The sequence below is a fragment of the Enterobacter cloacae complex sp. 6730903 genome, from assembly GCF_048283985.1.
GTDB lineage: Bacteria > Pseudomonadota > Gammaproteobacteria > Enterobacterales > Enterobacteriaceae > Enterobacter > Enterobacter hormaechei_C.
The window spans coordinates 1-12,422 of the sequence record NZ_JBLVXX010000073.1 but is presented as its reverse complement, the minus strand read 5'-3'; the positions used below and the strand labels follow the sequence as shown (position 1 = coordinate 12,422).

Annotated in this window: 11 protein-coding genes; 9 read left to right on the top strand and 2 right to left on the bottom strand. The window is 56.9% G+C overall.

Annotated elements, in window-relative coordinates; genetic code table 11:
- Window positions 1-130 precede the first annotated feature (130 nt).
- Together mrcB and hrpB are read right to left on the bottom strand one after the other, a co-directional pair.
- Entirely contained in the window at window positions 131-2,656 is a 2,526-nt protein-coding gene (gene mrcB, locus ACNQ0W_RS23805; protein ID WP_062932326.1) for a bifunctional glycosyl transferase/transpeptidase, read from the bottom strand.
- Between the two features lie 144 nt (window positions 2,657-2,800).
- Window positions 2,801-5,230: an ATP-dependent helicase HrpB gene (gene hrpB / locus ACNQ0W_RS23800; RefSeq protein ID WP_062932327.1), complete on the bottom strand. Its 2,430-nt coding sequence runs from the start codon at window positions 5,228-5,230 to the stop codon at window positions 2,801-2,803.
- Between the two features lie 73 nt (window positions 5,231-5,303).
- Here hrpB and thpR point away from each other — a divergent pair, with 73 nt between their 5' ends.
- From thpR to panD, 9 genes are all read left to right on the top strand, one after another.
- Window positions 5,304-5,858: an RNA 2',3'-cyclic phosphodiesterase gene (gene thpR / locus ACNQ0W_RS23795; RefSeq protein WP_062932328.1), complete on the top strand. Its 555-nt coding sequence runs from the start codon at window positions 5,304-5,306 to the stop codon at window positions 5,856-5,858.
- On the top strand, window positions 5,848-6,552 hold the full coding sequence (gene sfsA / locus ACNQ0W_RS23790; protein WP_062932329.1) for a DNA/RNA nuclease SfsA: 705 nt from the start codon (window positions 5,848-5,850) through the stop codon (window positions 6,550-6,552). Before thpR ends, sfsA begins: the two co-directional genes overlap by 11 nt.
- A gap of 176 nt (window positions 6,553-6,728) precedes the next feature.
- Window positions 6,729-7,184 (top strand): RNA polymerase-binding protein DksA, encoded by a 456-nt coding sequence (gene dksA / locus ACNQ0W_RS23785; RefSeq protein ID WP_001155232.1) that lies wholly within the window; start codon window positions 6,729-6,731, stop codon window positions 7,182-7,184.
- A gap of 59 nt (window positions 7,185-7,243) precedes the next feature.
- Window positions 7,244-8,134 carry a tRNA glutamyl-Q(34) synthetase GluQRS gene (gluQRS, locus tag ACNQ0W_RS23780; RefSeq protein WP_047051289.1) on the top strand — a complete coding sequence of 297 codons (891 nt, stop codon included), beginning with the start codon at window positions 7,244-7,246 and terminating at the stop codon, window positions 8,132-8,134.
- Window positions 8,135-8,176: 42 nt separating this feature from the next.
- A complete protein-coding gene (pcnB, locus tag ACNQ0W_RS23775; RefSeq protein ID WP_074135678.1) occupies window positions 8,177-9,574 on the top strand; it encodes a polynucleotide adenylyltransferase PcnB in 1,398 nt (465 codons plus the stop codon).
- Entirely contained in the window at window positions 9,571-10,050 is a 480-nt protein-coding gene (folK, locus tag ACNQ0W_RS23770) for a 2-amino-4-hydroxy-6-hydroxymethyldihydropteridine diphosphokinase (RefSeq protein ID WP_062932331.1), read from the top strand. The genes pcnB and folK overlap by 4 nt, the downstream gene beginning before the upstream one ends.
- Before the next feature lie 123 nt (window positions 10,051-10,173).
- On the top strand, window positions 10,174-10,965 hold the full coding sequence (panB, locus tag ACNQ0W_RS23765) for a 3-methyl-2-oxobutanoate hydroxymethyltransferase (protein ID WP_062932332.1): 792 nt from the start codon (window positions 10,174-10,176) through the stop codon (window positions 10,963-10,965).
- An 11-nt stretch (window positions 10,966-10,976) separates the two neighbouring features.
- Complete coding sequence (panC, locus tag ACNQ0W_RS23760) at window positions 10,977-11,828, top strand: pantoate--beta-alanine ligase (RefSeq protein ID WP_047051290.1); 852 nt, start codon at window positions 10,977-10,979, stop codon at window positions 11,826-11,828.
- A 32-nt stretch (window positions 11,829-11,860) separates the two neighbouring features.
- Window positions 11,861-12,241 carry an aspartate 1-decarboxylase gene (panD, locus tag ACNQ0W_RS23755; RefSeq protein WP_003856284.1) on the top strand — a complete coding sequence of 127 codons (381 nt, stop codon included), beginning with the start codon at window positions 11,861-11,863 and terminating at the stop codon, window positions 12,239-12,241.
- Window positions 12,242-12,422 lie beyond the last annotated feature (181 nt).

Here is a 12,422-nt window from a genome sequence, read left to right as displayed (position 1 = left end):
GACAGCATAATTATTTCTTAAAAACAAATTCACTATTTTTAAAATAAGAGAGAGATTATAGGATGCATTAAGAAGCTGAAGTGAAAAAAAAGCCGCTTCATGATGAAGCGGCTTTTTAACGTGGCAGCGGTTAGTTCCCGCCGAACATATCCTTGATCCAGCCGGCGACGCCGTCGCTGTCTTTCTTCTCATTCTGCTGCTGCGGCTGTTGCTGCTGCGGCTGCTGAGGTTGAGAAGACTGATCGAACGGGTTACCTGTCGGTTCTTCTGGCTGACTTTGCTGGCACAGCGCATCCGGGTTGGTCGTCCAGACCGGCAGCGTACGCACGCCACCGCCGCAAATGAAGTTACCCGAGCTGTCCACGCCCATATCGACGATATCTTCCGGGGCAACAAGGTTCAGCGGCACCGGAGACTGATTCGCGAGGTAGCGCTGGTAAATCGACATCGCACCGCTCGCGCCATACAGTTTGGTCGGCTGGTTGTTATCGCGACCCACCCAGGTGATCACCACTTCACGACCATCAATACCGGCGAACCAGGTATCGACGTTATTGTTAGTGGTCCCGGTTTTACCCGCCAGATGCAGGCCCGGATACTTCGCTCCCAGCTGACGGCCGGTACCGCGCTGCACAACCTGCTGCATGGTCCATAGCGTCATATAGGCCGCCTGCGCCGGAACAGCGCGCTCAGCCTGCGGGAAGCTCTGATACAGCACGGAACCATCTTCGGCAATCACCGAACGCAGGGCGGAAAGCGGCGCACGGTTACCGCCGCTGGCGATGGTCTGGAACGCCTGCGCCACTTCGATTGGCGTCAGGTTAAGCGCCCCCAGGATCATGGCCGGAACAGGGTGCAGCTGATCTTTCGGTACGCCCAGCTTCTGCCAGGTATCGGTGATGGCTGGCAGGCCCAGCGCCATCCCGAGGTTAACCGTTGGCACGTTCATCGAGCGGGTTAACGCATCTACCAGCATCACCTGACCGCTGAACTGTCTGTCATCGTTCTGCGGTGACCATACCTGGCCGTTAGGCTGGCGCAGGGAAATTGGCGCATCGGCAATCCAGGTATTCAGGCGATAAAGATTCGGCTGGCTTAGCGCGGTCAGATAGGTCGCCGGTTTTGCCAGTGAACCAATCGAACGACGCGCCTGCATGGCACGGTTATAGCCCGCAAACTGCGGCTCAGCACCGCCCACCATGGCACGAACTTCGCCGGTGTTACGGTCAACCACCACCATCGCGGTTTCCAGATCGCTCAGCTTACGCTGCTTTTTCAGCGCCGGAATGCCTTCAACCGCCGCTTTTTCTGCCGCATCCTGCGCCACGGAGTCAAAGGTGGTAAAGATCTTCACGCCGGAGAGATCTTTCACTTTATCTCCGAGCTTAGACTGCAACTCCTGACGTACCATCTGCATAAACGCAGGCTGCGGAGAGATCACCCCACCGCGCGGCTGAACGCCCAGCGGACGCGCGCTCAGCATGTCGTACAACTCCTGGTCAATCACCTGCTGTTGTTGCAGCAGACGCAGAACCAGGTTACGACGCTCCAGCGCCAGTTTCGGGTTACGCCACGGGTTGTAGATCGACGCGCCTTTCACCATGCCCACCAGCAGCGCCTGCTGGTCAAGGCTCAGCTCTTCTACCGGACGGCCAAAGTAGTACAGGCTCGCCAGCGGGAAGCCGCGGATCTCGTTATCGCCGCTCTGACCGAGGTACACCTCGTTCATGTACAGTTCAAGGATACGATCCTTGCTGTAGCGCGCATCCATCAGCACGGCCATGTACGCTTCGTTGGCTTTACGCCAGTAAGAGCGCTCGCTGGAGAGGAACAGGTTTTTCACCAGCTGCTGGGTCAGGGTACTTGCCCCCTGCACCGTACGCCCCGCGGTCAGGTTCGCCAGTACCGCACGACCAATGGAGTAAAGGCTAATACCGTCGTGCTCGTAGAAGTGGCGGTCTTCGGTTGCCAGCAGGGTATCTACCAGCAGATCCGGGAAGCCGTTACGCGCCACGAACAGGCGCTGTTCGCCGTTTGCGGACGACAGCATGGTGATGAGACGCGGATCGAGACGGAAGAAACCGAACTGGCGATCGTTATCCATGTTCTCAATGGTTTCCAGGCGATCGCCGTCAAAGGTCAGACGCGCGCGCACCTGCCCTTCTTTACTGTCCGGGAAGTCGAACGGACGGCGGATCATCTCAATGCTTTTCGCCTGGACGGTAAATTCGCCCGGACGGGTCATTTTCGTGACCTGACGATACTGCGTGGCTTGCAGCAGCTTCACCATCTCGTTCTTGCTGATGGACATGTCCGGCTCAAGGTTCACCATGCGGCCGTACACTGCCGCAGGCAATTGCCAGACTTTTCCGTCGATACGGCTGCGGATCTTCTGATCCAGATAAACGCCGTAAATCGCGATCAGGACAACAAAAACAATGAACAGCTTCAGCAGCAGCCAGAACCAGCCGCGCTTCCCACGAGGCTTACGCCCTTTGCCTTTCCCTTTACGCGGCATCGGTTCTTCATCCTCATAATCGTCTTCATAGTCATCGTCATACTCCTCATCTCTGAGGCGACGACGGCTTACCTTTTCTTTCGCCGGACGCGTCGGCTTTCCCTTACGTCCTATTGGCTCGCGGTCATTCCCCGCCATGCTTTTTCTCCGCAACATTCAGGCGCAAAGGCCAGATTTTCTTATCTTGCACAGGTCAGTGAAAGAAGAAATCTCTCAAAGTTTGTTTCTCCCTCTCCCACGGGGAGAGGGCCGGGGTGAGGGCATCAGGCCGCACTTTCCCCATTACGAATATTTCTTCGTGCGCCGTGTCGGCGCGGTATTCGCCGGATCGTCCGGCCAGACGTGTTTGGGATATCGCCCCTTCATCTCTTTCTGCACTTCACGATAGCTCCCCGCCCAGAACGCCCCCAGATCGCGGGTGATCTGCAAGGGACGATGCGCAGGCGAAAGCAGCTCAAGCACTAACGGCACGCGCCCTTCAGCGATGGACGGCGTGGTGGCCTCACCAAACATCTCCTGCATCCGAACCGCCAGCGCCGGCGGATTATCCTCATGATAACGAATGGCAATCCGGCTTCCGGTTGGCACAGTGTAATGCCCAGGCAGTTCACTATCCAGACGTTGACGTAACGACCAGTCCAGTAAATTCTGTAACGCAGCCTTAACATCAAGCGCCTTCAGGGCGCGCAGCGAGTGTACGCCGCTCATCTGCGGCAACAGCCACTGTTCAAGCGTCGCGAGCAGCGTCTCATCATCCACCGCTGGCCACCCCTGTTCCGGCAGCCATTTCGCGGCGCAGTGCAGGCGAATGCGATACTGTTCGGCCTCCGGCGTCCAGTTCAGTACGCTCAGCCCTTTTTCCCGAATGCCGTTCAGCATCGCCTGGTGTAACTCTTCTTCCGACGGCTTCGCCAGCGGTTTCGTCCCGAGCGTCAGTTTGCCAATCTGGCTACGACGGAACGCCTTCAGCGTGCCCTGGGCATCATCCCATTCCACGATGTCAGATTGCTGAAGCAGTTGCGGGCAGGCACGCGTCAGAGCGTCAATATCCACGGCAACCGCCAGTAAAATACGCGCGTCAGGGGAGTGGCTGCCCTGGAGTAAGAGCGGCGCGATCAGCCATTCATGGCGCGTCAGGGCGTCATCGCTGTCCAGCATCGCGCCCATCCCATTTGCCAGCTGATAGCGACCATCCAGGCCGCGACGGCGCGCAATCCTGTCCGGGAAGGCCTGGGCCAGCAGAGGGATAACTTTATCGCTGTCAGGCGATCCTCCCCGGCTCTTCAGGCGGTGACACAGCTGCTGCGCGCGCTGTTGCCAGTTTCCCTGATGGCGTGAAAAGGCCTGTCCCAGATCGCTGCTGCCACCGCGCGGCGGCTCCTCAAGAATAGCCGCCAGTTTTGCCGCCGTGGCAATTTCATCGTCGCCCTGTGCTGCCACCAGCATTGCCGCCAGACGCGGATCGTTGCCCAGCGCCGCCATTTTCTGACCGCGCGCCGTCAGTCGCTCGCCTTCCAGCGCGCCAAGCTGGGTCAGCAGGCTGCGCGCGGCGGAAAGGTTGACGACAGGCGGAGGATTAAGCCAGGTGAGCTGGTCAGGGTCCGGGCAGCCCCACTGCATCAGATCCATCACCAGCCCGGAGAGATCGCTTTGTAAAATCTCAGGCGTGCTCTGCAATGCCGCACGCTCCGCCTGCTCGGCGCTGGTTAAATGCAGGCAAATACCCGGCTCAAGACGCCCTGCTCGCCCTGCGCGCTGCACCATTGAGGCCTGGCTGATGCGCTGCGTCAGTAGCCTGGTCAGCCCGGTACGCGGATCAAAACTGGCCACCCTCTCCTGCGTACTGTCCACCACCAGGCGAATGCCTTCGATGGTCAAACTGGTTTCCGCGATATTGGTCGCCAGCACCACTTTGCGCTGCCCCGCCGGTGCGGGAAGGATCGCCTTGCGCTGGTCAGCCAAGGGCAGCGCGCCGTAAAGCGGGCACAGCATAACGTCACTGTTCACCCGGGATGCCAGCTGCTCCTGTACGCGCTGGATTTCGCCTGCGCCGGGTAAAAACAGCAGCAGCGAGCCGGGCTCCTGGCGGAGCAATTCGGCGGTGGCGATGGCAACCGCTTCGTCAAAACGCTGATGGGCAGGCAGCGGCTGATAGCGGCGCTCAACCGGGAACGCACGCCCTTCAGAGGCGATCATCGGCGCGTCAGGGAGCGTCTGCCGGAGCCGCTCGTTATCCAGCGTCGCCGACATAATCAGCAGCCGAAGGTCGTCGCGCAGCCCCTGCTGAACGTCGAGCAGCAGCGCAAGGGCCAGATCGGCCTGGAGGCTGCGCTCGTGAAATTCATCAAGGATCACCAGCCCGACGCCGTTCAGCTCCGGATCGTTTTGCAGCATACGGGTAAGAATACCTTCGGTGACCACCTCCAGCCGCGTGGACGGTCCAACGCAGGTTTCGGCGCGCATCCGGTACCCTACCGTCTCGCCCGGTTTTTCATCCAGCAATTCCGCCAGGCGCTGCGCCACATTGCGCGCCGCCAGCCTGCGTGGCTCCAGCAGGATAATTTTCCCGCTGATGCTCCCCTCGCGCAGAATTTGCAGGGGCAGCCAGGTGGATTTACCCGCCCCGGTGGGCGCGCTGAGCAAAACCTGTGGCGCATGTTCTAAGGCTGCGAGTAGCTCAGGAAGGACGACGGCGACGGGCAAAGAGGACACTTACGGCTCCAGAGGGTTAACATTAATCGGCGTACATTGTAGCATCGGCGCATATCATTACCGAGTCTTGCGCATGTCTGAGTCAAAACGGCTATTCTTCGCCATTGAATTACCCACCACGCTTCAACGGCAGATTGTTCGCTGGCGCGCCAGCCACTTCCCCGCGGAAGCGGGCCGCCCCGTCGCCGCCGCCAATATGCACCTGACGTTAGCCTTTCTTGGTGAAGTAAGCGCTGAAAAGCAGCGCGCGTTAAGCGCAATGGCCGGACGCATTTCGCAGCCGGGGTTTACGCTGCATCTTGACGATGCCGGGCAATGGCTGCGCTCTCGAGTGGTCTGGCTGGGGACGCGGCAGCCCCCTCGCGGACTGCTACAGCTCGCCAACATGCTGCGGGCGCAGGCCGCGCGCAGCGGCTGTTATCAGAGCCCGCAGCCGTTTCATCCCCACATTACCCTGCTGCGCGATGCGGGTCAGGCCGTTGCCATCCCGCCACCGGGCTTTCACTGGTCCTTTCAGGTGAATGAATTTGCGCTGTACGAATCTGCCTTTGTACAAGGACGCACCCGCTATACTCCGCTCCAGCGCTGGACGCTGGGCGACACGTTAAGGAATCCTGATGAAGTTTAGCCCTGCACTCCAGCCCGCCACGCTGATCCAGCGTTACAAACGCTTTCTCGCTGACGTGATCACCCCTGAGGGCGAAACGCTCACGCTGCACTGCCCTAACACCGGCGCCATGACCGGTTGCGCCACGCCGGGTGACACGGTCTGGTATTCCACATCAGAAAATACTAAACGCAAATATCCCCATACCTGGGAAATGACCGAGACGCAAAGCGGGGCATTTATTTGCGTGAATACCCTGCGCGCAAATCAGCTGGTTAAGGAAGCCCTGACAAATGGAATCCTTCCTGAACTGGTGGGTTACGGCACGCAAAAAAGCGAAGTGAAATATGGCGATGAAGGCAGCAGAATTGATTTTATGTTACAGGCGGAAGACCGCCCTGAGTGCTATATTGAAGTGAAATCAGTGACGTTAGCGGAACAGGAAAACGGCTTCTTTCCGGATGCGGTAACGCTACGTGGCCAGAAGCATCTGCGAGAGCTAATGAGTGTAGCGGCGGCGGGCAAGCGCGCCGTGTTGCTGTTTGCGGTTCTGCATTCAGCCATTGAACGGTTTTCCCCGGCCCGTCATATTGATCCTAAATACGCGCAATTGTTGAATGAGGCACAAAAGCAGGGGGTAGAGATTTTCGCTTATAAAGCGGAACTTTCTGCCGATAATATGACTCTGACATCCTCTCTTCCCATTGTCTTATAAGGGATTAGACGATTGACTAATAAGTGTTCTGGCCGCGTGCGCAAATACGCTTTTCCTCACAGGGTTGTCAAGTGTTACGTTTAGATAATTGCCATACGGAAAAGCATCTGCTATTTATAGCGACCTGATTTTTCCCCCAACACGGGGATCGATAGTGCGTGTTAAGGAGAAGCAACATGCAAGAAGGGCAAAACCGTAAAACATCGTCCCTGAGTATTCTCGCCATCGCTGGGGTGGAGCCGTATCAAGAGAAGCCGGGCGAAGAGTATATGAACGAAGCCCAGCTGTCGCACTTCAAGCGTATTCTTGAAGCATGGCGTAATCAACTCAGGGATGAAGTCGATCGCACCGTTACACATATGCAGGATGAAGCTGCTAACTTCCCGGACCCGGTTGACCGTGCCGCTCAGGAAGAAGAGTTCAGCCTCGAACTGCGTAACCGTGACCGCGAGCGCAAACTGATCAAAAAGATCGAAAAAACGCTGAAGAAGGTCGAGGACGAAGATTTTGGCTACTGCGAATCCTGCGGTGTTGAAATCGGTATTCGTCGCCTGGAAGCGCGTCCAACAGCCGATCTGTGCATCGACTGTAAAACGCTGGCAGAAATCCGCGAAAAACAGATGGCTGGCTAACGCCTGCCCTCTCACTACTCTGCTAAGGCGGGAGTCTCTCCCGCCTTGTTACCGTTGATATGTCTGAATCTCACTATATCGGGCGCTTTGCGCCATCTCCCTCCGGTGAATTACACTTCGGCTCATTAATTGCCGCGCTTGGCAGCTACCTACAGGCTCGCGCCCGTCAGGGTAAATGGCTGGTCCGCATTGAAGATATCGATCCTCCGCGTGAAGTTCCCGGTGCAGCAGAAACTATTCTGCGTCAGCTGGAACATTACGGTCTTCACTGGGACGACGACGTACTCTGGCAGTCTCAACGCCATGATGCCTACCGTGAACGTCTGGCGTGGCTTGCTGAACAGGGCCTTTCCTATAACTGCACCTGCACGCGGGCGCGTATTCAGAGCGTAGGTGGCGTTTATGACGGCCACTGCCGCACGCGGCACAACGGTCCTGAGAATGCCGCCGTACGGCTAATACAGCGTTCTCCGGTGACGCAGTTTACCGACGTTCTCTCAGGAACAATTCAGGCGGATGAACGCCTGGCGCGTGAAGATTTTATTATTCACCGTCGTGATGGTTTGTTTGCCTATAACCTGGCGGTGGTTGTCGATGACCATTTCCAGGGCGTCACGGAAATCGTGCGCGGGGCGGATCTGGTTGAGCCTACCGTGCGGCAAATATCGCTTTACCAGCAGTTTGGCTGGGCGGTGCCGGATTACATCCATCTGCCGCTGGCGGTCAATGAACAGGGAAATAAGCTGTCAAAACAGAATCATGCCCCGGCGCTGCCTGACGGCGATCCGCGCCCGGTTTTGATCGACGCGCTGCGATTTCTCAACCAGAATGTAACGCAGGAATGGCAGGATCTGAGTCTGGATGAATTGCTGAAAACAGCCATTGCTGACTGGACGCTTATGGCCGTGCCAAAAATCCAGCATTCTCAAATGCGTTGCGCTGAGCTATGATTAGCCGCTTTTTTGATAACAAAACACACTACGAGGTGTACTATTTTTACCCGAGTCGCTAATTTTTGCCGTAAAGTGCTGAGCCGCGAAGAGAGCATGGCGAACGACGCTATTGCACAGCCACACATGTCGGTCATTCCGCGTGAGCAGCACAATATTTCCCGCAAAGATATCAGTGAAAATGCCCTCAAGGTGCTCTATCGTCTGAATAAAGCAGGCTACGAGGCCTATCTCGTCGGCGGCGGGGTGCGCGATTTACTGCTGGGAAAAAAACCAAAAGATTTCGACGTGACGACCAGCGCCACGCCTGAGCAGGTGCGTAAATTATTCCGCAACTGCCGTCTGGTTGGCCGCCGTTTCCGTCTGGCGCACGTGATGTTTGGACCGGAAATTATTGAAGTGGCGACCTTCCGCGGTCACCACGAAGCGGGCGTCAACGATCGCACGACTTCCCAGCGCGGCCAAAACGGCATGCTGCTGCGCGACAACATCTTCGGCTCTATTGAAGAAGATGCTCAGCGTCGCGATTTCACCATCAACAGCCTTTACTACAGCGTGGCGGATTTTACCGTGCGCGATTACGTCGGCGGTATGCAGGATCTGAAAGACGGCCTGATTCGCCTGATCGGTACGCCGGAAACGCGCTATCGCGAAGATCCGGTCCGAATGCTGCGCGCCGTGCGTTTCGCCGCCAAGCTGAACATGCGTATCAGCCCGGAAACCGCAGAGCCGATCCCGCGTCTGGCGACGCTGATTAACGACGTGCCCCCTGCCCGTCTGTTTGAGGAGTCGTTAAAGCTGCTCCAGGCAGGCTACGGGTTTGAAACCTACAACCTGCTGCGTGAATACAACCTGTTCCAGCCGCTGTTCCCGACCATTACCCGCTACTTCACCGAAAACGGTGACAGCGCAATGGAGCGGATAATTGCGCAGGTGCTGAAGAACACCGATACCCGTATTCATAACGATATGCGCGTGAATCCGGCGTTCCTGTTCGCGGCCATGTTCTGGTATCCGCTGCTGGAAACGGCGCAGCGCATTACCCAGGAGAGCGGTCTCGCCTATTATGATGCGTTCGCGCTGGCGGCAAACGACGTGCTGGACGAAGGCTGTCGCACGCTGGCGATCCCGAAACGTATTACCACGCTGGTGCGTGATATCTGGCAGCTTCAGCTGCGTATGTCCCGCCGTCAGGGTAAACGCGCCTGGAAGCTGATGGAGCATCCTAAGTTCCGCGCCGCGTTCGATCTGCTCTCTCTGCGTGCTGAAGTTGAACGGAACCCGGAGCTACAGCGCCTGACGCAGTGGTGGGGCGAGTTTCAGGTTTCTGCGCCACCGGAGCAGAAAGATATGCTTACGGATCTCGATGATGAGCCAGCACCGCGCCGCCGTCACCGTCGCCCGCGCAAGCGCGCACCGCGTCGTGAAGGCACGGCATGACCCTTGCGTATATCGCCATCGGCAGCAATCAGGCCTCTCCGCTGGAGCAGGTTAACGCTGCCGTGCAGGCCCTGGGAGAGATCCCCCAAAGCCGCATTGTCGCGCTGTCCTCATTTTACCGTACGCCGCCGCTCGGCCCACAGGATCAGCCTGATTATCTGAACGCCGCCGTGGTGCTGGAAACGACCCTTGACGCTGAAACGCTGCTGGATAATACCCAGCGTATTGAGCTACAGCAGGGTCGCGTCCGCAAAGCCGAACGCTGGGGACCGCGCACGCTCGATCTCGATATTATGCTTTTCGGTCACGAGGTGATTAACACCGAACGCCTCACCGTTCCGCATTACGACATGAAAAACCGCGGGTTTATGCTCTGGCCGCTGTTTGAAGTCGCGCCCGATCTCACCTTCCCTGACGGCGCCTCGCTGCACGCCGTTCTGCACAATCTCAACGCGGTTAAACCGGCCCGCTGGTAATCCCGCCTCCGCATCGATTAACCATTCATTATTTGCGGTTAATCGATTACCTAAAATCATTGTTCCCTCGAATGTTACTGTTAGAATGCGCAAAGATTCGCTTTTGGGCCATCAGGAAACAGTATGAAACCAACCACCATCTCCTTATTGCAGAAATGCAAACAGGAAAAAAAACGCTTCGCCACTATCACCGCGTATGACTACAGCTTCGCAAAACTGTTTGCCGAAGAAGGGATCAACGTCATGCTGGTCGGGGACTCGTTAGGGATGACGGTACAAGGACATGATTCCACTCTGCCGGTCACGGTCGAGGATATTGCTTACCATACCCGCGCCGTGCGCCGGGGTGCCCCCGCCTGCCTGCTGCTTTCCGATCTGCCGTTTATGGCGTATGCCACCCCGGAACGAGCCTTCGAAAATGCGGCGACAGTGATGCGCGCCGGCGCCAATATGGTCAAAATCGAAGGCGGCGCCTGGCTGGTCGATACGGTGAAAATGCTCACCGACCGCGCGGTGCCGGTTTGTGGTCATTTGGGGCTGACGCCGCAGTCTGTCAACATCTTTGGCGGATATAAGGTGCAGGGCCGAGGCGATGCGGCGCAGACGTTGTTTGATGATGCCGTGGCGCTGGAAGCCGCAGGCGCGCAGCTGCTGGTGCTGGAGTGTGTGCCGGTTGAGCTGGCTAAGCGTATCACTGAGGCGCTGTCGATTCCGGTGATCGGCATCGGCGCGGGCAACGTCACCGACGGCCAGATACTGGTCATGCACGACGCCTTCGGGATCACCGGCGGCCACATTCCAAAATTTGCAAAAAATTTCCTGACAGAAGCAGGCGACATGCGAGCTGCTGTGCGGCAGTATATTGCCGAAGTTGAGTCCGGCGTTTATCCGGGCGAAGAACACAGTTTCCATTAAGGAGTCCAGGTGTGCTAATCATAGAAACTCTGCCGCTGCTGCGTCAGCATATTCGTCGGGCGCGTCAGGAAGGTAAACGTATCGCCCTTGTTCCAACCATGGGCAACCTGCACGACGGCCATATGAAGCTGGTCGATGAAGCGAGAGCCCGGGCAGATATCGTGGTGGTCAGTATCTTCGTTAACCCGATGCAGTTCGATCGCGAAGACGATCTGGCGCGCTATCCACGTACCTTGCAGGAAGATTGCGAGAAGCTCAAAAAACGTCATGCGGATATCGTTTTCGCACCGGCACCCGCAGATGTGTATCCCCAGGGCACCACTGAATCGACCTACGTCGACGTGCCAGGTATTTCGACCATGCTGGAGGGCGCCAGCCGCCCGGGCCATTTCCGTGGCGTCTCCACCATCGTCAGTAAGCTGTTTAACCTGGTGCAGCCGGACATCGCCTGCTTTGGCGAGAAAGATTTCCAGCAGCTGGCGCTGATCCGCAAAATGGTTGCCGATATGGGCTACGACATCGAGATCGTCGGCGTGCCGATTGTCCGCGCGAAAGATGGCCTGGCGCTCAGCTCCCGTAACGGCTATCTGACCGCCGAACAGCGTAAAATTGCGCCGGGCTTAAGCAAAGTCATGAATACCATGGCAGAGCAACTGCTGGCGAAAGCGTTAACAGCAGAAGAGATTATCGCCCTGGCTGAACAGGCGCTGAACGAGAAAGGACTTCGTGCTGACGACGTTCAAATTCGGGATGCCGATACGCTTCTGGCGCTTACAGAGACCAGCAAACGTGCGGTAATTCTGGTGGCGGCATGGCTCGGCCAGGCCCGCCTTATCGATAACAAAGTGGTTGAGCTGGCGTAGTTTTTCTACCCGGAAGATGAAAGGTAAACGTAATGATTCGCAAAATGCTGCAAGGTAAGCTTCACCGTGTGAAAGTCACTCAGGCCGACCTGCATTATGAAGGCTCCTGCGCCATCGACCAGGATTTTCTCGACGCGGCAGGTATTCTCGAAAACGAAGCCATTGATATCTGGAACGTTAATAACGGCAAACGCTTCTCTACCTACGCGATTGCCGCTGAGCGCGGGTCCAAAATCATCTCCGTCAACGGGGCGGCGGCGCACTGCGCTGACGTGGGCGATATCGTGATTATCGCCAGCTTTGTCATGATGTCTGACGAAGAAGCGCGCCGCTGGCAGCCTAAAGTGGCCTACTTTGAAGGCGACAACGAGATGAAACGTACTGCGAAAGCCATTCCGGTACAGGTGGCCTGATAATATTTATCCCATGACCCATTCCTGCGTATTTATTAAATGAATGGGTCATTAAAATGCATTTATTTAATTAATATCCAAACTCTCCCCGATTCACCAGACAAACCCATCACATTGATAAAAAATAATTTTAAATTTACTAAAGCATTCATTTAGTTTAAATCACGCACAACATCTATAT